Here is a 20,415-nt window from a genome sequence, read left to right as displayed (position 1 = left end):
TGAGGCAGATGCACTAGGGTTCACCCGGATGTTTTTTCCGGGGAAGCTGTGATTGTCACACAGAACCCGGCGTTTGACCAGTGCCATTGCGGGTACCGCCCCATAAAAAACCGCCCAACTGGCCGCGACCGGTAAAATTCACCCAGATTTCACCCGTTCGTCACATTTTTGACACCAAATCCGACCAGGAGTCCCGCATGCTGTTTGGCAAGCTGTTGCCCAAAGAAGGCAATTTTTTCGAGATGTTCAACCAGCATGCCGACCACACCGTGGTGGCGGTACGTGCTTTTTCCGACATGGTGGCGCGCTACACAGACCTGGCTGAACGCGAGAAGCACAACCAGACCGTGGATGAGGCCGAGCGCGCCGCCGACCGCACGGCGCAACAAATCCAGCAGCTCGTCCACCAGACCTTCATCACCCCGATTGACCGCGAGCAGATCCACGGCCTCATCACCGGCATGGAAAGTGTGCTGGACGCCATCCAGCACTGCGCCGAGAGCATGGCGCTGTACGACGTGCGCCACATCACCGACGAGATCCGGCGCCTGACCGAGATCAGCGTGCGGTGCTGTGAACACCTGCAATCGGCCATGGCGCTACTGGGCAAGGTGTCCCACGCCCCCACCGCCGAGGCCGTGCTCAAGATCTGCGCCGAGGTGGCCCAGCTCGAAGCCGACGCCAACCGCGTGCTGCGCGTGGCCATGGGCAACCTGTTCCGCGATGAACCCGATATGCGTGAGGTCATCAAGCTCAAGACCGTGTACCAGTTGCTCGAGACCATCAGCGACGAGTGCGAGGAGGTCGCCAACCTGATCGAGGGCGTGGTCCTCGAGAACGCCTGACACCGGAGCCCCCCCATGACAACGGTTCAAACGGCCCTGTGGGTCGTCATGCTGCTGGTGGCGCCGGCCCTGGTGTTCGACTTCATGAACGGCTTCCACGACGCGGCCAACTCGATTGCCACGGTCGTGTCCACCGGCGTGCTCAAGCCCGCCCAGGCGGTGGTGTTTGCGGCCTTCTTCAACTTCGTGGCCATCTTCATCTTCCACCTCAGCGTGGCGGCCACGGTGGGCAAGGGCATCGCCAGCCCGGGCGTGGTGGATGTGCACGTGGTGTTTGGCGCGCTCAGCGGCGCCATCACCTGGAACGTCATCACCTGGTACTACGGCATTCCCAGCAGCTCCTCGCACGCGCTGATTGGCGGCATTGTGGGCGCGGTGATTGCCAAGGCGGGCACCGGTGCGCTGGTGGCCACCGGCATCGTGCGCACGGTAGCGTTCATCTTTGTGTCGCCGCTGCTGGGCTTCATCTTCGGCTCGCTGATGATGGTGCTGGTGGCCTGGATCTGCCGCCGCACCACACCGGCGCGGGTGGACCGCTGGTTCCGCCGCCTGCAACTGGTGTCGGCCGGCGCCTACAGCCTGGGCCACGGCGGCAACGACGCGCAAAAGACCATCGGCATCATCTGGATGCTGCTGATCTCCACCGGCTACGCCTCCAGCACCGACGCCGCCCCCGCCACCTGGGTCATCGTGTCGTGCTACGTGGCCATAGGCGTGGGCACCATGTTCGGTGGCTGGCGCATTGTCAAGACCATGGGCCAGAAGATCACCAAGCTCAAGCCCGTGGGCGGCTTCTGTGCCGAGACCGGCGGCGCGCTGACGCTGTTCATCGCCACCGGGCTGGGCGTGCCGGTGTCCACCACCCACACCATCACCGGCGCGATTGTGGGCGTGGGTTCGGTGCAGCGCGCCAGCGCCGTGCGCTGGGGCGTAGCGGGCAACATCGTGTGGGCCTGGATCCTGACCATCCCGGCCTCGGCCTGCGTGGCCGCACTGGGCTACTGGCTCAGCCTGTCGCTGTTTTAGGCGGTTGGAGCGGGGCTGGCACTGCGCAGCCAGTGCTGGCGGTAGTGCGCGAGTTCGTCGATGGACTCGTGCACGTCGGCCAGCGCGGTGTGCAGCTGGTGCTTCTTGAAGGCGCTGTAGACCTCGGGCTGCCAGCGCCGCGCCAGCTCCTTCAAAGTGCTCACATCCAGGTTGCGGTAGTGGAAATATGCCGCCAGCTTGGGCATGTACTTGACCAGAAAGCGCCGGTCCTGCCCGATGCTGTTGCCGCACATCAGCGCCTTGCCCTTGGGCACGTATTGCCGGATGAAGTGCAGCAGCTGCTCCTGCGCCTGCTCCTCGGTCAGCGTGCTGGCCTTGACCTTGTCGATCAGGCCGCTGCGCTTGTGCGCGCCCCGGTTCCAGGCGTCCATCTGACCCAGCAGTTCGTCGCTCTGGTGGATGACGAGCACCGGGCCTTCAATGCGTGGCTCCAGGTGCGGGCCAGTCACCACCACTGCAATCTCCAGCAGGCGCTCCTTGTCGGGGTCAAGCCCGCTCATCTCACAGTCCAGCCACACCAGGTTGAGGTCGCTCTTGGGCAACACCGGCAGCGCGCTGGCGGCTGCCGCAGTGGGTCGGGTGTCAGGTGTGGCCACAGGGGCGATGGTAGTGGGGTCGGGCAGGGTCATACCCTGAGATTTTCCTTGATTTGCGCGCGGCCACCACGCCCAGGCCTCGGCTTTCGCTAGACTCACCCCCCATGATCCTTGCTTCGTCGTCGTGGGCTCCGGTGTGGAGCCTGGTGTTTTGTGGCGTGCTGCTGCTGTACACGCTGGGCCGCCACACCCTCAACCGTCGGCAGCTGCGCCACGTGGCACAACACCGCCACCAGGTGCCCGCCGCCTTTGCCGAACACATTCCCTTGGCCGCACACCAGAAGGCCGCCGACTACACCATCGCCAAGCTGCGGCTGGACGGGCTGGAGCTGCCCTGGCATGCGGCGCTGCTGGTGGTGTGGGCCTTGCTGGGCGGGCTGCACGCACTCAACCAGACGCTGCTGGTCTGGCTGGGCCCTGGCCTGGTGCAGCAAGTGGCGCTGCTGGGCGGCTTCTTTCTTGTCAGCACCGTGCTGGAACTGCCGTGGGCCTGGTACCGCACCTTCCGGCTGGAGGCACGCTTTGGCTTCAACCGCAGCAGCGTGGGCCTGTGGCTGGGCGACCAGGCCAAGGGCCTGCTGCTGGGCGCGGTGCTGGGCCTGCCGCTGGCGGCGGCACTGCTGTGGCTCATGGGCAGCGCCGGTACCACCTGGTGGCTGTGGGCCTGGGCGCTGTGGGCCGGGTTCAACCTGCTGTTGCTGGTGCTCTACCCCACCGTGATCGCGCCGCTGTTCAACCAATTCCAGCCCTTGCAGGACGACGCCCTGCGCACCCGCATCGAGGCCCTGCTGCAGCGCAGCGGCCTGCGCGCCCAAGGCATCTACGTCATGGACGGCAGCAAGCGCAGCAGCCACGCCAACGCCTACTTCACCGGGCTGGGCCCGGCCAAGCGGGTGGTGTTCTTCGATACCCTGCTGGCGCAGCTCACGCCCGCGCAAATCGACGCCGTGCTGGCCCACGAACTGGGCCACCTCAAACACCATCACATCGTGCAACGGGTGGGGATGATGCTGGTGGCCAGCGGGCTGGGCTTTGCCCTGCTGGGCTGGCTCATCGACCAGCCCTGGTTCTACCTCGGTCTGGGCGTGATCCCTAACCTCGACAGCGCCAACAGCGCGCTGGCCCTGTTGCTGCTGCTCCTGAGTGCGCCGCTGTTCACCTTCTTTGCCACGCCGCTGTTGAGCCAGCAGTCGCGCCAGCACGAATTTGAAGCCGATGCCTACGCCGCGCAGCACAGCAGTGCCGCCGACCTACGCGCCGCCCTGCTCCGGCTCTACCAAGACAATGCCAGCACCCTCACGCCCGACCCCTGGTACGCGCGCTTCTACTACTCCCACCCGCCCGCCCACGAACGGCTGGCCCGCCTGAACACCCTTGCATGACTTCTGCCTTGTTACAACCCGGCCTGGTGGTTGCCACCCACGGCCGCCACTGCCTGATCGAAACCCCCGACGGCGAACGCGTGCTGTGCCACCCGCGCGGCAAGAAAAGCCAGGCCGTGGTCGGCGACCAGGTGCTGTGGCTGCCCAGCACCGACGAAGGCACCATCGAGCGGCTGCAACCCCGGCGCAACCTGCTGTACCGGCAGGACGAAATCCGCACCAAGTCCTTCGCCGCCAACCTGGACCAAGTGCTGATCCTGCTGGCCGCCGAGCCCGAATTCTCCGAACACCAGCTCACGCGCGCCCTGGTGGCCGCCGCCGCCGAGCACATCCCCGCGCTGGTGGTGCTCAACAAAAGCGACCTGGGCCCGCTGTTTGAACGCGCCTGGCAGCGGCTGGTGCCCTACCGCGACATGGGCATCACCGTGCTGCCGCTGTGCCTGAGCCTGGACGACCACGACAGCATAGCCACGCTGCAGCAGCACCTGCACCAGCGCAGCACGCTGGTGCTCGGGCCGTCGGGTGTGGGCAAAAGCACGCTGGTCAACCGGCTGGTGCCGCACGCGCAGGCGCAGACCAACGGCATCTCGCGCGCTCTCAATTCCGGCAAGCACACCACCACCAGCACCACCTGGTACTGGACGGACGACGCACGCCACACCGCGCTGATCGATTCACCGGGCTTCCAGGAATTTGGCCTGCACCACATCGCCCCGACCGAGCTGGCGCGCCTGATGCCCGACTTTGCCCAGCACCTGGGCCAGTGCCGCTTCTACAACTGCACCCATTTGCACGAGCCCGGCTGCGCGGCACGCACGGCGGTGGGCCAAGACGGCCCAGCGGGCATCCACGAAACGCGCTACCGCATCTACGGCGAACTGTTCAGCGAGCTGTCGGCGCCCAAGTACTGATGTGGCGAGAGCTGCTCCGGCAACGGTTCAATGCACCACGCGGGCCAGCCACATCAGCGCCATTACCATCAGCCACAGCACCACGCTGCGCCACACCAGCCCCATCACGCTGGCCAGGTGCAGCAGCTGGGGCTCACGCCCGTCGTCGAACACCACGCCCGACTCGCCCAGACGCACATGGAGCGCGCCCGAGGTGGCGGCCAGCACCACGCCGTCATTGGCGTCGGTAAAGCGGTGCGCCTCCTGGCGCCAGCTGGCAATCGCTTCCTCGAAATTGCCCACCACCGCAAACGCCAGTGCGGTCGCGCGCGCGGGCAGGTAGTCGAGCCAGTGCCACGCCTGCGCCGCCACGCGCTGCAGCACATCGCTGGAGGTGCTGCCGGTGGCCGAAAAGTGCCATGCCCGGCGCACGTGCACCGCCATGTGGTAGGCCACCGCCCCCGCTGGCCCCAGGCCCAGCGCAGCAAACACCACAAAACACGCCAGCACGCCAAACACGTGCCGGTGCACGGCCAGCACCGCGTACTCCACCGTCTGGCGCAGCAGTTGCGGGCGCTGCACCTCGCTGATGTCAAGCTGCTGCCAGGCGGCCAGCGCGGCGTGGGCGCGCACCTCGTCGCCCGCCTCCAGCGCCTCGCGCACCACCATGAAACGCGCGCTGAACTGGCGCAGCCCGACCGTGAGGTACAGCACCACCACCAGCCACGCAAACGCCAGCAACAGGCTGAAGTACGACAGCACCCCGTACACCAGCGCCGGCGCGCCCACCGCCAGCGCCCAGGCCACCCAGGCGTGGGGCAATTGCCCGGCGTCCAGCCAGTGCTGCACACGGCGGATCCAAAGCCGCGTGTTGGCCTGCACCAGGCTGCCATCGCCCAGCGGACGGGCGTGCTCCAGCAGCAGGGCCGTGAAAATTGCAAAGAAGTTCATGGCCGCATGATAGCGGCGTACCGGCCATTTTTCAGGCCGACAGGCAACGGTACAGGTTGCGCAACATGCCGGCGGTGGCGCCCCAGATGTAGCGTTCGGCCTTGCCGTCGTGGTACGGCATGGCAAACCAGTGGCGCAGCCGGCCGTCCCACGCCAGCGTCTGCGACACGTGGTTGGCCGGATCCATCAGGAACGGCAGCGGCACCTCGAACACCTCGGCCACCTCGCCCGGATGCGGCCACCACGTGGCACCCACATCCACCAGCGCCACCACGGGCGTGACCACGTAGGCGGTGGCGGTGGTGTACGGCGGCAACAGCCCCAGCACCTCCACGTACGCGGCAGCCAGGGCAATCTCCTCCTGCGCCTCGCGCAAGGCCGTGGCCACCACATCGGCGTCGGTCGCATCAACCCGACCACCAGGAAAGGCAATCTGCCCGGCGTGGGCGTTCAGGTGAGCCGCGCGCTGGGTCAGCAATACGGTGGTGCCTTGGGAGTGCGCCAAGATGGGCACCAGCACCGCAGCAGCGGCCGGCACGCGTGCCGACAGCGCGGGCTCGGCACGGACTTCAGGCGTCCACACCGGCGGCTGGGCAAAGTGACGCCGCAACCCCGCTGGCGTCAACCGGTGCGGTGCCACGGGGGGCAGATGGGCACTGGCGCGCACTGCAGGCGCCTGACGCGGATCAAACATGGGAAGCAGGCTGTGCCGGAACCGCGTGCAGCGGGTGGTGCTCAGCAGGCGGTTGCCGCTGCCAGCACCTCAACGCCGGTGCGACGACAGGTAGCGGTACACAAAGCCGGGAAACGCCAGCGTCAAAAACAGCGACGCGGTGATGGCGTAGAACTCCCAGCCCTGCGGTGCGATCTGCCCGGCCGACTGCTCCAGCGCCAGGCCCAGGGCGCCCGTCAGCACATAGCACAGCACCAGCTCCAGCAAGCGCTGGAACAGGTTCTTGGCCCCTGCGCGGGCGCGGGGGCCACACGCCAGCCAACGTTCATTCAGGAACGGGAGGTTGGCCAGCAGCAAGGCCGCCGCAATCAGGACACCGATCGACAGATCGAGGTTCATGGTGTAACAACTCCGACTGCAGGCCTGTGGGCGGTAGCCGCGCTCAGGCGCGGGCCAGCATGGTCTGGATGGCCTGGCTGCACAGCGTCATCAGGCCGCCGGGCACGATGCCCAGCACCAGCACCAGGGCGCCGTTGACCGACAGCACCGCACGCACATCCAGCGGCGCGCGCACGGCAGCAGTCTGGGTCGGCACGTCAAAGTACATGACCTTGACCACGCGCAGGTAGTAGAACGCACCAATCAGCGACATCAGCACCGCAAACACCGACAGGCCAACGTAAATGCCACCACCGGCTTCCAGCAGCGCCTGCAGCACCGACAGCTTGGCGTAGAACCCCACCAACGGCGGCACGCCGGCCAGCGAGAACATGCAGGCCGCCATCACGCCGGCGTACAGCGGGCTGCGCTGGTTCAGGCCCGCCAAGTCGGCCAGCTCTTCGGATTCGAAGCCATCGCGCGCCAGCAGCAGGATCACGCCAAACGTGGCCAGCGTGGTCAGCACATAGGTGATGACGTAGAACATGCCCGCACTGTAGGCGTTGGCCATGTTGCCTTGGTCGGCACCCACCACCCCGGCCACAAAGGCCAGCAGCATGAAACCCATCTGCGCCACGGTCGAGAACGCCAGCATGCGCTTGAGGTTGGTCTGTGCCACCGCCGCCAGGTTGCCCACCAGCAGCGACACCACGGCCAGCACCATCAGCATCTGCTGCCAGTCGATCGCCAGCGGCAACATGCCTTCCACCAGCAGGCGCATCACGATCGCGAACGCGGCCAGCTTCGGGGCACCACCCACCATCAGCGTGATGGCCGTGGGCGCGCCGTGGTACACGTCCGGCACCCACATGTGGAACGGCACCACGCCCAGCTTGAACGCCAGACCCGCCACCACGAACACCAGGCCCAGCACCAGCACCTGCGACAGCGGCTGACCCTGGCCCACCTGATCGGCAATGGCTTGGGCCACCACCGGCACGTTGAGCGAACCGGTGGCACCGTACACCAGCGACAGGCCGTACAGCAGGAAGCCACTGGCCAGCGCGCCCAGCACAAAGTACTTCATCGCGGCTTCGCTGGCGCGCAGGTCGTCGCGGCGCAACGCCACCAGCGCGTAGCTCGACAGCGTCAGCAGTTCCAGGCCCATGTAAATCATCAGGAAGCTGTGGCCCGAGATCATCACGAACATGCCCAGCAACGCAAACATCGACAGCGTGAAGAACTCGCCACCGCGCAACATGTCGCGCGCCCCGGCGTAGGGCCGGCCATAGACCAGCGTGACCATCATCGCCAGCGAGGCAAAGCACTTGAGCCAGGCGCCCATCGGATCGCTGACCACCATGCCACCGAAGCCGTGCAGGATCTCGCCGCTGGTGGCCAGCATGGCCTCCAGCACCGCCACCACCCCCAGCGTCAGCAAGGTCAAACGGTAGGTGGAGCCGCGCAGCGGGGTCTTTACCACCAGGTCGAACAGGGCAATCACGCAGGCCATCCCGAGCAAAAGCAGCTCTGGGTACACCGTGGCCCAGTTGGGACTGTCAGTCATCGTTGTATTCTTTCGATTGGTTGGGGACAGCGTTTACTTCAGCTTGGAGACCGCCACGTGCTGGAGCAACTCCGTCACCGAGGGCGTCAACACATCCGTAAAGGGTTTGGGGTGAATACCCATGTACAGCACCATCACCGCCAGCACCGTCATCACCAGGAATTCGCGCGCGTTGATGTCGGTCAGTTCCTTGACGTGGTCGTTGCCAACCGGGCCCAGGTACACACGCTTGAACATCCACAACGAGTAGGAAGCCCCGAAAATCAGCGCCGACGCTGCGGCCACACCGACCCAGAAGTTGGCCTGCACCGCACCCAGAATCACCATCCATTCACCCACAAAGCCCGCAGTGCCCGGCAGGCCAGCGTTGGCCATGGTGAACAGCAACGCAAAGGCCGCAAACTTGGGCATGGTGTTGATGACACCGCCGTAGTCGGCGATCTCACGCGAGTGCATGCGGTCGTACAGCACGCCAATGCCCAGGAACATCGCCGCCGAGACAAAACCGTGCGCAATCATCTGCACGATCGCACCCGACACCGACAAGTCGTTGAACAGGAAGAAACCCAGCGAGACAAAGCCCATGTGCGCCACGGAAGAGTACGCCACCAGCTTCTTCATGTCCTGCTGCACCATCGCCACCAGGCCGACGTAGATCACGGCCACCAGCGACAGGCCGATCATCAGGCCCGCCCACTCGTGCGACGCATCGGGCGCGATCGGCAGCGAGAAGCGCAGGAAGCCGTAGGCACCCAGCTTGAGCATGATGGCCGCCAGCACGGCGGAGCCACCGGTGGGGGCTTCCACGTGCACGTCCGGCAGCCAGGTGTGCACCGGCCACATCGGCACCTTCACGGCAAAGGCGGCAAAGAAGGCAAAGAACAGCAGCGTCTGCGGGGTCGCACCCAGCGGCAGCTTGTGCCACGCGGCCAGGTCGAAACTGCCGCCCGAGACGTTGTACAGGTAGATCAGCGCCACCAGCATCAGCAGCGAGCCGAGCAAGGTGTAGAGGAAAAACTTAAACGCGGCGTAGATCTTGTTCGGGCCACCCCAGATGCCGATGATCAGGTACATCGGGATCAGCGTGGCTTCGAAGAAGACGTAGAACAGCATCGCATCGGCGGCGGTGAAGACACCGATCATCAGGCCCGACAGGATCAGGAACGCGCCCATGTACTGGTTCACGCGCTCGGTGATGACTTCCCAGCCCGCCACCACCACCACCACGGTGATGAAGGCGGTCAGCAGCACCAGCCACAGCGAGATGCCGTCCACCGCCAAGTGGTAATGGATGTTGAAGCGGTCGATCCAGACCGACTTTTCCACCATCTGCATGGCGGCGCTGCCAATTTCAAAGCCGGTGTAGATCGGCACCGTCACGGCCAGACCCAGCAGCGCGCCCAACAGGGCCAGCCAGCGCACCAGCCCGGCTTGCTTTTCACATCCCAACGTCAGCAGCAGCACACCGAAGACGATCGGCGTCCAGATTGCAAGGCTCAGCAAACCCATGTTGTTTTTCTCCTTATTTGGCGAGCCATACAAAGTAGGTCATGAAAGCCAGCACGCCGGCAATCATCACGAACGCGTAGTGGTACAGGTAACCGGTCTGGGCACGGCGCGCCAAGGCGGACACCAGACCCACGATCTTCCAGCTCATGTTGACCACGCCACCTTCGATGATGGCGCGGTCGCCACCCTTCCACAGCGCCACGCCCAGGCCACGGGCCGACTTGGCGATGATGTTCTCGTTGATCCAGTCCATGAAGTACTTGTTCTCCAGCACCACGATCAGCGGGCGCAGGACACGCGCGCAGAAGGCTGGCACGGCGGGATTGATCAGGTACATGTACCACGCGGTCACCGCACCGCCCAGCGCCAGGTACAGCGGCGGCGTGGACAAGGCGTGCGACGCCATCGCCAGCGGACCGTGGAAGACCTCAGCAAACCGGCTCATGGCCGGGTGCAACGCCGGGTTGACGGTGATGGCATCCTGCAGGAAGGCGCCAAACAGCATCGGCTCAATGGTGAAGTAGCCAATCAGCACCGACGGCACCGCCAGCAAGGCCAGCGGCAGCGTCACCACCCAGGGCGACTCGTGCGGCTTGCCGTCACCGTGGTGGCCATGATCGTCGTGGTGGTGGTCATCGTGGTGCGCGTCCGGGTTCTGGTCGTAACGCTCCTTGCCGTGGAACACCAGGAAGTAGACGCGGAACGAGTAGAACGAGGTCACGAACACACCAGCCAGCACCGCAAAGTGGGCAAAACCAGCGGCGGGCAGGTTGCTGAAATGCACCGCCTCGATGATGCTGTCCTTGGAGTAGAAACCCGAGAAGAACGGCGTACCGATCAGGGCCAGCGTGCCCAGCACGAAGGTGATCCAGGTGATGGGCATGTACTTGCGCACGCCGCCCATCCAGCGGATGTCCTGGTTGTGGTGCATGCCCATGATGACCGAGCCCGCGCCCAAGAACAGCAGCGCCTTGAAGAAGGCGTGCGTCATCAGGTGGAACACCGCCACCGAATAGGCCGATGCGCCCAGCGCCACCGTCATGTAGCCCAGCTGCGACAGCGTGGAGTACGCGATCACGCGCTTGATGTCGTTCTGGATGATACCCAGGAAACCCATGAACAGCGCGGTGATGGCACCGATCACCAGGATGAAATTCAGCGCAGTGTCGCTCAACTCATAGATCGGCGACATGCGCGCGACCATGAAGATACCGGCCGTCACCATGGTGGCAGCGTGGATCAGCGCCGAGATCGGGGTCGGGCCTTCCATTGAATCGGGCAGCCAGACGTGCAGCGGGAACTGGGCCGACTTGCCCATCGCACCAATGAACAGGCAGATGCCGATCACCGTCACCAACAAGGCCTCCTGGCCAAACATGTACCACGGGAAGGCAATGCCTGCCAGCTCCGGCGCCTTGGCAAAGATCTCGGTGTAGTTGAGCGAGCCGGTGTAGGCCGCCAGCAGGCCGATACCCAAGATGAAGCCGAAGTCACCGACACGGTTGACCAGGAAGGCCTTCATGTTGGCGAAGATCGCGCTGGGCTTGTTGAACCAGAAACCGATCAGCAGGTACGACACCAGACCCACCGCCTCCCAGCCGAAGAACAGCTGCAGCAGGTTGTTGCTCATCACCAGCATCAGCATCGAGAAGGTGAACAGCGAGATGTAGGAGAAGAAGCGGTTGTAGCCCGCGTCCTCTTCCATGTAGCCCATGGTGTAGATGTGCACCATCAGCGACACGAACGTCACCACGCACATCATCATCGCCGTCAGGCCATCGACCATGAAGCCGATTTCCATCTTCAGACCGCCCACCACCATCCACTGGTAGAGGGTCTCGTTGAAACGCGCACCGTCCAGCGCCACGCTCTTGAGCGTCAGCGCCGACAGCACGAAGGCGACAAACACGCCCAGGATGGTGAGGGAATGGGCCGCACGGCGCCCCAGGACGTTGCCACCAAGCTTGGTGCCCAGTATGCCGGCCAATGCCGAACCCACCAGGGGCGCCAACGGCACCGCCAGCAGTGTGCTTGCAGAAAGGCTTGTACTCATTGTTGTCACTTCAGCATAGAACCCGCGAGCGGTTAGCCCTTGAGCGTGTTGAGCTCATCCACGTTGATGGACGACTTGTTGCGGAACAGCAGCACCAGGATGGCCAGACCAATCGCCGACTCGGCCGCTGCCACGGTCAGAATAAAGAACACGAACACCTGACCTTGCATGTCGCCCAGGTAGTGCGAGAAAGCGACGAAGTTCATGTTGACCGCCAGCAGCATCAGTTCGATGGCCATCAGCAGCACGATGAGGTTCTTGCGGTTCAGAAAGATGCCCACCACCGAGAGCGCAAACAGGATCGCGCCCACTGTCAGGAAATGGCCCAGCGTCAGACTCATGATTTCACCTCTTCGGCCACGGTTTCGGTTGCTGCCGGACGGGTGGCCGGCAGTTGCACCACGCTCAGGCGGTCGGCCGCACGCACACGCACCTGGATGCCCGGGTCGATCGCCTTGCTGTCCTTGCGCGCACGCAGCGTCATAGCAATCGCGGCAAACATGGCCACCAGCAGCACGGTGGCGGCAATGTGGATGGGGAAGCGGTACTGGGTATAGAGCAGCTTGCCCAGCTCGCGGGTGTTGGAGTGGTCGGGCATGTGCATGGCCGAAGCGGCCGCCGTCTCGTTCAGGGTCAGGGTCGGGAAGCCCGTCCACAGCACCACCGCCAGCTCGGCCGTGACCAGGCCGCCCAACACCAGCGCAAGCGGGAAGTTCTTCCAGAAGCCCTCGCGCATGACATCAATGTTGATGTCCAGCATCATCACCACGAACAGGAACAGCACCATCACCGCACCCAGGTACACCAGCACCAGGGTAATGCCGAGGAACTCTGCCTTGAGCAGCAGCCACACCGCTGCCGCCTGCGAGAAAGCCAGCATCATGTACAACACCGCGTGCACGGGGTTGCGCGCCGTGACGACGCGGAAGGCCGCAAACAGCAGCACCGCTGAAAACAGGTAAAAAAAGCCAGTCTGGTAGTCCATAGGTATTCTCGGTTCTCAGCGGGCCGTCAACGGTACTTGGCATCAGCGGCCTTGGCGGCAGCGATATCTTGCTCGTAACGGTCACCCACCGCCAGCAGCATGTCCTTGGTGAAGTAGAGGTCGCCACGCTTCTCACCGTGGTACTCCAGGATCTGGGTCTCGACAATGGCATCGACCGGGCAGGCCTCCTCGCAGAAACCGCAGAAGATGCACTTGGTCAAGTCGATGTCGTAGCGGGTGGTGCGGCGGGTGCCGTCGTCGCGCTGCGCGGCTTCGATGGTGATGGCCATCGCCGGGCAGACGGCCTCGCACAGCTTGCAGGCGATGCAGCGCTCCTCGCCGTTCTCGTAGCGGCGCTGGGCGTGCAAGCCACGGAAACGGGGCGACAACGGTGTCTTTTCTTCAGGGAACTGCACCGTGACCTTGCGGCGCAGGGCGTAGCGGCCCGTCAGGGCCATGCCCTTGAACAGCTCGACCAGCAAGAAGCTCTTGAAGAAATCGCGCAGAGAAAAGGGTGCAACAGCGGTAGCGGACATGAATGTGGCTCCTCCTCTTACTTATTTCCAGATGTTCCAGGAGGTCTGCATCAGGCCAGCGACCAGCAGCAACCAGACGATCGTGACCGGGATGAAGATCTTCCAGCCCAGACGCATGATCTGGTCGTAGCGGAAGCGCGGGAACGTGGCGCGGATCCAGATGAACATAGACACCACCACAAAGGTCTTGAGACCCAGCCAGATCCAGCCCGGAATGAAGGACAGGAACTCGACCGGCGGCAGCCAGCCCCCGAGGAACATCAGCACCGCGAGGATGGACACCAGCCACATGCTGGCGTATTCGGCCAGGAAGAAGATGGCAAAGCCCATGCCCGAGTATTCGACCATATGGCCGGCCACGATTTCGGCCTCGCCTTCCACCACGTCGAACGGGTGGCGGTTGGTCTCGGCCACGCCGGAAATCAGGTACACCATGAAGATGGGCAGCAGCGGCAGCCAGTTCCAGGACAGGAAACCCAGGCCCATGTTGGCGGCCATGCCGCGCGATTGCGACGCCACGATGTCGGACAGGTTCAGGCTGCCAGCGGTCATCACCACCACCAGGAAGCAGAAGCCGATCGCGATTTCGTAGCTCACCATCTGCGCCGAGGCACGCAGCGCGCCCAGGAAAGCGTACTTGGAGTTGGAGGCCCAGCCCGCGATGATGACGCCGTAGACTTCGATCGACGTGATAGCCAAGATCACCAGCAAACCAGCGTTGACATTGGCCAGCACGGCTTCGGGGCCGAACGGAATCGCCACCCAAGCCGCCAGAGCGGGCATGATGGCCATGATGGGGCCCAGGCGGAACAAGCCGTTGCTGGCGGCGCTGGGGTTGATCAGCTCCTTGGTCAGCAACTTGACCGCGTCGGCGATGGGCTGCAGCAGACCGGCGGGGCCCACGCGGTTGGGGCCGTAGCGCACCTGCATGAAGCCCAGCAGCTTGCGTTCCCACAGCGTGAGGTAGGCCACCGCACCCATCAGGGGCGCCAGCACGGCCACGATCTTGAGCAGGATCCACAGCACCGGCCAAGCGGCGGTGGTCCACCACGTGGCAGCCACCAGGTTCAGGCCACCGTTGTACAGAGCGTCAATCATGCACACACTCCCTCAGATGCAGCGCGTGCGTCGGCGGTTGCCTGCAGCGACGGAGCCCGACGCACCAGGGCGTCCAGCTGGTAAATGGAGGCCACACAGGGCACGGTGGTGGCCGGGGCCAGCACAATGCCGACCTGGGTGCTGTTGGACAGTTGCGAACGCGCCACCAGGGTGCCGTTCTCGACGCCTGGCAACGCGCTGGCCAGCACCGCTTGCGAGGATTCCTGCTCAAAGCCGCGCAGGCCCAGCAAGTTGCCCAGCACGCGCAGCACTTTCCAGGCCGGACGGGTCTCGCCCAGCGGCTTGACCACGGCGTTGAAAGTCTGCAGCCGACCTTCGGCGTTGACGAAGGAACCGGAGGTTTCGCTGAACGGTGCGATCGGCAGCAACACGTCGCTGATGTCCAGGTTGGTCTTGAACGGGCTCAGGGTCACCACCATTTCGGCGGTTTCCAGACCTTGCGCACCGATGGCGGTGTCCAGACCCGGCTCCACGTTCAGCAGCAGCGCCGCCTTGAGGCCACCCGACAGCATCTGGGCCGCGTTCTGGCCGTCCTTGCCCGGCAGGGCGTGCACCAGCTGCGCACCCACGGTGTTGGCGGCTTCGGTCAGGTAGCCAACGCTGGCACTGGTGTGTTGTGCAATCCACTGTGCCAAGGCCAGCAGGCTGGAAGCTTGCGGATGGTGCGCAGCGGCGTTGCCCAGCAGGATGGCCTTGCGCTCACCCGAAAGCAGCGACTTGGCGATGGCACCGGCGTTGTCGCAGGCGGTGGCCTGCACAGGAGCGGCCACGCCCAGCTGGGCAGCCACAGCTGCGGCCACACCGGCCAGAGCTTGCACCCAGTCGGTGGCGGCGGCTTGCAGCGTGTACGCCACCGGCAGGGCCCAGTCTTCAGGCTGCGACACCAGCGCGCTGACCACGGCGCCCTTGCGGGCGGCCTGGCGAATGCGCTGGGCAAACAACGGGTGATCCTTGCGCAGGCTGGAGCCCACCACGAACACGCGCTGCAGCAGCGACAACTCGGCGATGGGCAAGCCGAGCCAGCGGGCCTGACCGACCGGCGCGGCGTTGCCGAAGTCGGCGGCGCGCAGGCGGCTGTCGATGTTCTCACTGCCCAGGCCGCGCACCAGTGCGCCCACCAGGGCAAGTTCTTCGACCGTGCTGTGCGGACTGACCAAGGCACCGATGGCCTTGGCACCGTGGTTAGCCTGAATCTGCTTGAGGCCGTTGGCCACGTATTCCAATGCGGTTTGCCAGTCCACGGTGTTCCAGACGCCGCCCTGCTTGAGCATGGGCTGCGTCAGGCGATCCTCGCCATTGAGGGCCTCGTAGGAGAAACGGTCGCGGTCGGCGATCCAACACTCGTTGACGGCGTCGTTCTCGAACGGCACCACGCGCATGACCTTGTGGTTCTTGACCTGGACAATCAGGTTGGCACCGGTGGAATCGTGCGGACTGACGCTCTTGCGGCGCGACAGCTCCCAAGTGCGGGCGCTGTAGCGGAAGGGCTTGCTGGTCAGGGCACCCACGGGGCAGATGTCGATCATGTTGCCCGAGAGCTCGGAATCAACCGACTGGCCGACAAAGGTCTCGATCTCGGCATGCTCGCCACGGTGCGACATGCCCAGTTCCATCACACCGGCGATTTCCTGGCCGAAGCGCACGCAGCGGGTGCAGTGGATGCAGCGGCTCATCTCTTCCATCGAGATCAGCGGGCCGACATCCTTGTGGAACACCACGCGCTTTTCTTCCTCGTAGCGGGAAGCGCCACCGCCGTAGCCCACGGCCAGATCCTGCAACTGGCATTCGCCACCCTGGTCGCAGATCGGGCAGTCCAGCGGGTGGTTGATGAGCAGGAACTCCATCACCGACTGCTGCGCCTTGATGGCCTTGTCGGATTTGGTGCGCACGATCATGCCCTGCGTCACCGGCGTGGCGCAGGCGGGCATGGGCTTGGGCGCCTTTTCCACTTCCACCAGGCACATGCGGCAGCTGGCGGCAATGGACAGCTTCTTGTGGTAACAGAAATGCGGAATGTAGGTATTGGCTTTCTCGGCCGCGTGCATGATCATGCTGCCGGGCGCCACTTCTACCTTTTTGCCGTCGAGTTCGATTTCAACCATATACCAAAGACCTCAGACGTAAGCTGGAACCATGCAGGTTTTGTGTTCGATGTGGTGCTCGAACTCGTGCCGGAAATGTTTGATCATGCCCCGCACCGGCATGGCCGCCGCGTCACCCAGCGCGCAAATGGTGCGCCCCATGATGTTCTCGGCCACATTGTCGAGCAGTTGCATGTCGCTGGGCTTACCGTGGCCCGTTTCGATGCGATCCACCATGCGCCACAGCCAGCCGGTGCCTTCGCGGCACGGCGTGCACTGGCCGCAGGACTCGTGCATGTAGAAGTAGCTCAGGCGCTGCAGCGACTTGACCATGCAACGGCTGTCGTCCAGCACGATCACGGCACCGGAGCCGAGCATGGAGCCGGCCTTAGCAATGGAGTCGTAGTCCATGGTGCAGTCCATGATGATGGACGCGGGCAGCACCGGCGAGGACGAACCGCCCGGAATCACGGCCTTGAGCTTGCGGCCCGTGCGCACGCCACCGGCGAGCTCGAGCAGCTTGCTGAACGGAGTGCCCAGCGGGATCTCGTAGTTGCCCGGACGCTCCACGTCACCGCTGACCGAGAAGATCTTGGTGCCACCGTTGTTGGGCTTGCCACATTCGAGGTAGGCCTGGCCGCCGTTGCGGATGATCCAGGGCACGGCCGCAAAGGTCTCGGTGTTGTTGATGGTGGTGGGCTTGCCGTACAGGCCAAAGCTGGCCGGAAACGGTGGCTTGAAGCGCGGCTGGCCCTTCTTGCCTTCCAGCGACTCGAGCAGCGCGGTTTCCTCGCCACAGATGTAGGCGCCAAAACCATGGTGGGCGTGCAGCTGGAAGCTGAACGCGCTGCCCATGATGTGGTTGCCCAAGTAACCAGCGGCACGCGCCTCTTCCAGCGCAGCTTCGAAGCGTTCGTAGACCTGGAAGATCTCGCCGTGGATGTAGTTGTAACCCACCGAGATGCCCATCGCGTAAGCAGCAATGATCATGCCCTCGATCACGATGTGCGGGTTGTACATCAGGATGTCGCGGTCCTTGCAGGTACCGGGCTCGCCCTCGTCCGAGTTGCAGACCAGGTGCTTCTGGCCTGGGAACTGGCGCGGCATGAAGCTCCACTTCAGGCCGGTCGGAAAGCCTGCACCGCCGCGGCCGCGCAAGGCAGATTCCTTGACCGTGGCAATCACCTGATCCTGCGTCAGGCCTTCGCCGCCATCCTGGCCCAGGATCTTGCGCAGCGCAGCGTAACCGCCGCGCGCCTCATAGTCCTTGAGCGACCAGTTGCGACCATTGAGGCCCGCGTAGATCTGCGGGTTGATGTGGCGGTCGTGGAAGCAGGTTTCAACGCCTGCGGCCTGGAACTGTTGCAACACTTGGTCGGCGTTCATGCCTTGCCCTCCGCAGCGCGCAGACCGTCAATCAGCTGGTCCAGCTTGTCGTTGCTCATGAAACTGCACATGTGGCGGTCGTTGACCAGCATCACCGGCGAATCGGCGCAAGCACCCAGGCATTCGCTTTGCTGCAAGGTGAACAGGCCGTCGGCCGTGGTCTCGCCCATCTGGATGCCCAGCTTGCGTTCCAGGTGCTGCAGCGCCTTGACGCCATCGCGCAGCACGCACGGCAGGTTGGTGCACACGTTGAGCTTGAACTTGCCCACCGCGTGCTGGTTGTACATGTTGTAGAAGGTCGTGACCTCGTGCACCGCCATCGGGGGCATGCCCAGGTAGTCGGCGATGCCTTTCTCGGCCTCGGCGCTGCAGTGGCCCTGCTCCTGCTGCACGATGGACAAACAGGCCATAACGGCCGACTGCTTCTGCTCGGGAGGGTACTTGGCCACCTCCTTGTCGAAACGTGCCAGCGTGGCAGCGGAGAACGCTTGCGCTTGCACGGTGGTTTTCTGTGCGCTCATCGGTCAATTTCTCCAAACACGATGTCCATGGTGCCGATGATCGCGACCGCATCGGCCAGCATGTGGCCCTTGGCCATCTCATCCAGCGTAGCCAGGTGGGCAAAGCCGGGGGCACGGATCTTGAGGCGGTACGGCTTGTTGGCACCATCGCTGACAAGGTAGATGCCGAATTCGCCCTTGGGGTGCTCCACCGCCGCGTAGGCCTGGCCCTCGGGCACGTGGAAGCCTTCAGTGAATAGCTTGAAGTGGTGGATCAGCTCTTCCATGCTGGACTTCATGGATTCGCGCGACGGCGGGGCCACCTTGTGGTTGTCGGTGATGACCGGGCCGGGATTGGCGCGCAGCCAGTCCACGCACTGCTTGATGATGCGGTTGGACTGCTTGAGCTCCTCCATGCGCACCAAGTAGCGGTCGTAGGTGTCGCCGGTCTTGCCGACCGGGATGTCGAAATCGACACGGTCGTACACGTCGTAGGGCTGCTTCTTGCGCAGATCCCAGGCGATGCCAGAGCCGCGCAGCATGGGGCCGGTCATGCCCAGGTTCAGGGCACGCTCGGGCGGCACCACGCCGATACCCACGGTACGCTGCTTCCAGATCCGGTTGTCGGTCAGCAGCGTGTGGTACTCGGCCAGGTAGGTCGGGAAACGCTGGGTGAAGTCGTCGATGAAATCCAGCAGCGAACCCTGGCGGTTCTGGTTCAGCTCATCGATGGCACGGCCGTTGCGGATTTTGTTGGCCTTGTACTGCGGCATCGTGTCCGGCAGGTCGCGGTACACGCCACCCGGACGGAAGTAGGCCGCGTGCATGCGCGCCCCCGACACCGCCTCGTACATGTCGAACAGGTCTTCGCGCTCGCGGAAGGCGTAAATCAGGATGGTGGAGCTGCCGCAGTCGTTGCCGTGCGAACCCAGCCACATCAGGTGGTTGAGCATGCGAGTGATTTCGCTGAACATCACGCGGATGTACTGGGCGCGGATGGGCACCTCGATGCCCAGCAGCTTCTCGATCGCCAGGCAGTAGGCGTGCTCGTTGCACATCATCGACACGTAGTCCAGCCGGTCCATGTAGGGCAGCGACTGGATGAAGGTCTTATGCTCGGCCAGCTTTTCGGTTGCGCGGTGCAGCAGCCCGATGTGCGGGTCGGCGCGCTGCACGACTTCGCCGTCGAGTTCGAGCACCAGACGCAACACACCGTGCGCAGCCGGGTGCTGCGGACCAAAGTTGAGGGTGTAGTTCTTGATTTCAGCCATAACGGGTTTGCTCTGAGGGGGTCAGTCCCTCAATGCAGGCCTCCGTAGTTGTCTTCGCGAATGATGCGCGGGGTGATCTCGCGCGGCTCGATGGTGACAGGCTCGTAGATGACGCGGCGACGTTCGGTGTCGTAACGCATTTCGACGTGGCCCGACAACGGGAAATCCTTGCGGAACGGGTGGCCGATGAAGCCGTAGTCGGTCAGGATGCGGCGCAGGTCGTTGTGGCCCTCGAACACGATGCCGTACAGGTCGAACGCCTCGCGCTCGTACCAGTTGGCCGACGACCACAAGCTGTTGACGGACGCCACCACGGGAAAGTCATCGTCGGCACAGAACACCTGCACGCGCACGCGCTGGTTCAGGCTGACGGACAGCAGGTGCACCACCACGCCAAAACGCTGGCCTTCCCACAGACCGTCGCGGTAGGTGGAGTAGTCCATGCCGCACAGGTCGATCAGCTGCTCGAAACGGCAACCGGCGGCATCACGCAACTGTTGCATGGCCGCCAGGTAATGGGCAGGAGACACGGTCAGGGTGACTTCACCCAACTTGACTTCAGCCGACAGCAAATGGTCGCCCAGGCAGGCGACCAGGTGTTGCTTGAGCGCCTCGGGCGCAATGGAGGTTTCAACCGTCATCTGAA

General features: G+C 64.2%; 20 protein-coding genes. 4 read left to right on the top strand and 16 right to left on the bottom strand.

What is annotated here, in order from left to right; translation table 11 throughout:
- Nucleotides 1-197 precede the first annotated feature (197 nt).
- Both CON76_RS04995 and CON76_RS04990 read left to right on the top strand, forming a co-directional pair.
- On the top strand, nucleotides 198-845 hold the full coding sequence (locus CON76_RS04995) for a DUF47 domain-containing protein (RefSeq protein WP_101102255.1): 648 nt from the start codon (nucleotides 198-200) through the stop codon (nucleotides 843-845).
- 15 nt (nucleotides 846-860) lie between these two features.
- Entirely contained in the window at nucleotides 861-1,871 is a 1,011-nt protein-coding gene (locus tag CON76_RS04990; protein ID WP_101102253.1) for an inorganic phosphate transporter, read from the top strand.
- Here CON76_RS04990 and orn read toward each other — a convergent pair.
- Nucleotides 1,868-2,521, bottom strand: coding sequence for an oligoribonuclease (gene orn, locus CON76_RS04985; protein WP_101102251.1), 654 nt, complete (start codon nucleotides 2,519-2,521; stop codon nucleotides 1,868-1,870). The two genes, CON76_RS04990 and orn, sit on opposite strands and share 4 nt — an antisense overlap.
- Nucleotides 2,522-2,592: 71 nt before the next feature.
- On the opposite strand from orn, the gene CON76_RS04980 reads away from it, so the two are divergent.
- Both CON76_RS04980 and rsgA read left to right on the top strand, forming a co-directional pair.
- Nucleotides 2,593-3,870 carry a M48 family metallopeptidase gene (locus tag CON76_RS04980; protein ID WP_101102249.1) on the top strand — a complete coding sequence of 426 codons (1,278 nt, stop codon included), beginning with the start codon at nucleotides 2,593-2,595 and terminating at the stop codon, nucleotides 3,868-3,870.
- Nucleotides 3,867-4,781: a ribosome small subunit-dependent GTPase A gene (gene rsgA, locus CON76_RS04975; RefSeq protein ID WP_101102247.1), complete on the top strand. Its 915-nt coding sequence runs from the start codon at nucleotides 3,867-3,869 to the stop codon at nucleotides 4,779-4,781. The genes CON76_RS04980 and rsgA overlap by 4 nt, the downstream gene beginning before the upstream one ends.
- Nucleotides 4,782-4,808: 27 nt before the next feature.
- Here the strand turns inward: rsgA and ampE are convergent, their stop codons facing one another.
- From ampE to CON76_RS04900, 15 genes are all read right to left on the bottom strand, one after another.
- Complete coding sequence (gene ampE, locus CON76_RS04970; protein ID WP_101102245.1) at nucleotides 4,809-5,711, bottom strand: regulatory signaling modulator protein AmpE; 903 nt, start codon at nucleotides 5,709-5,711, stop codon at nucleotides 4,809-4,811.
- 31 nt (nucleotides 5,712-5,742) lie between these two features.
- Complete coding sequence (locus tag CON76_RS04965) at nucleotides 5,743-6,405, bottom strand: CoA pyrophosphatase (protein WP_101102243.1); 663 nt, start codon at nucleotides 6,403-6,405, stop codon at nucleotides 5,743-5,745.
- Between the two features lie 69 nt (nucleotides 6,406-6,474).
- Nucleotides 6,475-6,783, bottom strand: a complete 309-nt coding sequence (locus tag CON76_RS04960) for a DUF2818 family protein (protein WP_101102241.1) — start codon at nucleotides 6,781-6,783, stop codon at nucleotides 6,475-6,477.
- A gap of 43 nt (nucleotides 6,784-6,826) precedes the next feature.
- A complete protein-coding gene (nuoN, locus tag CON76_RS04955; protein ID WP_101102240.1) occupies nucleotides 6,827-8,329 on the bottom strand; it encodes an NADH-quinone oxidoreductase subunit NuoN in 1,503 nt (500 codons plus the stop codon).
- 33 nt (nucleotides 8,330-8,362) lie between these two features.
- Nucleotides 8,363-9,838, bottom strand: coding sequence for an NADH-quinone oxidoreductase subunit M (locus CON76_RS04950; RefSeq protein ID WP_101102239.1), 1,476 nt, complete (start codon nucleotides 9,836-9,838; stop codon nucleotides 8,363-8,365).
- Nucleotides 9,839-9,851: 13 nt separating this feature from the next.
- Nucleotides 9,852-11,891 carry an NADH-quinone oxidoreductase subunit L gene (gene nuoL / locus CON76_RS04945; protein ID WP_101102238.1) on the bottom strand — a complete coding sequence of 680 codons (2,040 nt, stop codon included), beginning with the start codon at nucleotides 11,889-11,891 and terminating at the stop codon, nucleotides 9,852-9,854.
- A gap of 32 nt (nucleotides 11,892-11,923) precedes the next feature.
- Nucleotides 11,924-12,232, bottom strand: a complete 309-nt coding sequence (gene nuoK / locus CON76_RS04940) for an NADH-quinone oxidoreductase subunit NuoK (RefSeq protein ID WP_101102237.1) — start codon at nucleotides 12,230-12,232, stop codon at nucleotides 11,924-11,926.
- Entirely contained in the window at nucleotides 12,229-12,876 is a 648-nt protein-coding gene (locus CON76_RS04935) for an NADH-quinone oxidoreductase subunit J (RefSeq protein WP_101102236.1), read from the bottom strand. Before CON76_RS04935 ends, nuoK begins: the two co-directional genes overlap by 4 nt.
- Nucleotides 12,877-12,902: 26 nt before the next feature.
- Nucleotides 12,903-13,412 carry an NADH-quinone oxidoreductase subunit NuoI gene (gene nuoI / locus CON76_RS04930; RefSeq protein WP_101102235.1) on the bottom strand — a complete coding sequence of 170 codons (510 nt, stop codon included), beginning with the start codon at nucleotides 13,410-13,412 and terminating at the stop codon, nucleotides 12,903-12,905.
- A gap of 21 nt (nucleotides 13,413-13,433) precedes the next feature.
- On the bottom strand, nucleotides 13,434-14,510 hold the full coding sequence (nuoH, locus tag CON76_RS04925; protein WP_101102234.1) for an NADH-quinone oxidoreductase subunit NuoH: 1,077 nt from the start codon (nucleotides 14,508-14,510) through the stop codon (nucleotides 13,434-13,436).
- Nucleotides 14,507-16,633 (bottom strand): NADH-quinone oxidoreductase subunit NuoG, encoded by a 2,127-nt coding sequence (gene nuoG, locus CON76_RS04920; protein WP_101102233.1) that lies wholly within the window; start codon nucleotides 16,631-16,633, stop codon nucleotides 14,507-14,509. The genes nuoH and nuoG overlap by 4 nt, the downstream gene beginning before the upstream one ends.
- A 12-nt stretch (nucleotides 16,634-16,645) precedes the next feature.
- Entirely contained in the window at nucleotides 16,646-17,998 is a 1,353-nt protein-coding gene (gene nuoF, locus CON76_RS04915) for an NADH-quinone oxidoreductase subunit NuoF (RefSeq protein WP_101102232.1), read from the bottom strand.
- The gene (gene nuoE, locus CON76_RS04910; protein ID WP_101102231.1) at nucleotides 17,995-18,519 is read right to left on the bottom strand and encodes an NADH-quinone oxidoreductase subunit NuoE; all 525 of its coding nucleotides are present in this window, start codon (nucleotides 18,517-18,519) and stop codon (nucleotides 17,995-17,997) included. The genes nuoF and nuoE overlap by 4 nt, the downstream gene beginning before the upstream one ends.
- Nucleotides 18,516-19,769, bottom strand: coding sequence for an NADH-quinone oxidoreductase subunit D (locus CON76_RS04905; protein WP_101102230.1), 1,254 nt, complete (start codon nucleotides 19,767-19,769; stop codon nucleotides 18,516-18,518). The genes nuoE and CON76_RS04905 overlap by 4 nt, the downstream gene beginning before the upstream one ends.
- A gap of 29 nt (nucleotides 19,770-19,798) precedes the next feature.
- Complete coding sequence (locus CON76_RS04900) at nucleotides 19,799-20,410, bottom strand: NADH-quinone oxidoreductase subunit C (RefSeq protein ID WP_101102229.1); 612 nt, start codon at nucleotides 20,408-20,410, stop codon at nucleotides 19,799-19,801.
- Nucleotides 20,411-20,415: the final 5 nt, after the last annotated feature.

It is taken from the genome of Macromonas bipunctata (genome assembly GCF_002837135.1).
Classification (GTDB): domain Bacteria; phylum Pseudomonadota; class Gammaproteobacteria; order Burkholderiales; family Burkholderiaceae_C; genus Macromonas_A; species Macromonas_A bipunctata.
Note: the sequence above shows the minus strand (reverse complement) of the source record. Positions and strands in the feature narration are given on the sequence as shown.

Bases quoted from the DNA above. Each gene is read 5' to 3' on its own strand.
- nuoN (WP_101102240.1), bottom strand. From the start codon at position 8,329: ATGACTGACAGTCCCAACTGGGCCACGGTGTACCCAGAGCTGCTTTTG.
- orn (WP_101102251.1), bottom strand. From the start codon at position 2,521: ATGACCCTGCCCGACCCCACTACCATCGCCCCTGTGGCCACACCTGAC.
- nuoL (WP_101102238.1), bottom strand. From the start codon at position 11,891: ATGAGTACAAGCCTTTCTGCAAGCACACTGCTGGCGGTGCCGTTGGCG.
- CON76_RS04965 (WP_101102243.1), bottom strand. From the start codon at position 6,405: ATGTTTGATCCGCGTCAGGCGCCTGCAGTGCGCGCCAGTGCCCATCTG.
- CON76_RS04900 (WP_101102229.1), bottom strand. From the start codon at position 20,410: ATGACGGTTGAAACCTCCATTGCGCCCGAGGCGCTCAAGCAACACCTG.
- CON76_RS04950 (WP_101102239.1), bottom strand. From the start codon at position 9,838: ATGGGTTTGCTGAGCCTTGCAATCTGGACGCCGATCGTCTTCGGTGTG.
- nuoK (WP_101102237.1), bottom strand. From the start codon at position 12,232: ATGAGTCTGACGCTGGGCCATTTCCTGACAGTGGGCGCGATCCTGTTT.
- ampE (WP_101102245.1), bottom strand. From the start codon at position 5,711: ATGAACTTCTTTGCAATTTTCACGGCCCTGCTGCTGGAGCACGCCCGT.
- CON76_RS04980 (WP_101102249.1), top strand. From the start codon at position 2,593: ATGATCCTTGCTTCGTCGTCGTGGGCTCCGGTGTGGAGCCTGGTGTTT.
- nuoE (WP_101102231.1), bottom strand. From the start codon at position 18,519: ATGAGCGCACAGAAAACCACCGTGCAAGCGCAAGCGTTCTCCGCTGCC.
- nuoI (WP_101102235.1), bottom strand. From the start codon at position 13,412: ATGTCCGCTACCGCTGTTGCACCCTTTTCTCTGCGCGATTTCTTCAAG.
- nuoF (WP_101102232.1), bottom strand. From the start codon at position 17,998: ATGAACGCCGACCAAGTGTTGCAACAGTTCCAGGCCGCAGGCGTTGAA.
- CON76_RS04960 (WP_101102241.1), bottom strand. From the start codon at position 6,783: ATGAACCTCGATCTGTCGATCGGTGTCCTGATTGCGGCGGCCTTGCTG.
- CON76_RS04995 (WP_101102255.1), top strand. From the start codon at position 198: ATGCTGTTTGGCAAGCTGTTGCCCAAAGAAGGCAATTTTTTCGAGATG.
- rsgA (WP_101102247.1), top strand. From the start codon at position 3,867: ATGACTTCTGCCTTGTTACAACCCGGCCTGGTGGTTGCCACCCACGGC.
- CON76_RS04990 (WP_101102253.1), top strand. From the start codon at position 861: ATGACAACGGTTCAAACGGCCCTGTGGGTCGTCATGCTGCTGGTGGCG.
- CON76_RS04905 (WP_101102230.1), bottom strand. From the start codon at position 19,769: ATGGCTGAAATCAAGAACTACACCCTCAACTTTGGTCCGCAGCACCCG.
- nuoG (WP_101102233.1), bottom strand. From the start codon at position 16,633: ATGGTTGAAATCGAACTCGACGGCAAAAAGGTAGAAGTGGCGCCCGGC.
- CON76_RS04935 (WP_101102236.1), bottom strand. From the start codon at position 12,876: ATGGACTACCAGACTGGCTTTTTTTACCTGTTTTCAGCGGTGCTGCTG.
- nuoH (WP_101102234.1), bottom strand. From the start codon at position 14,510: ATGATTGACGCTCTGTACAACGGTGGCCTGAACCTGGTGGCTGCCACG.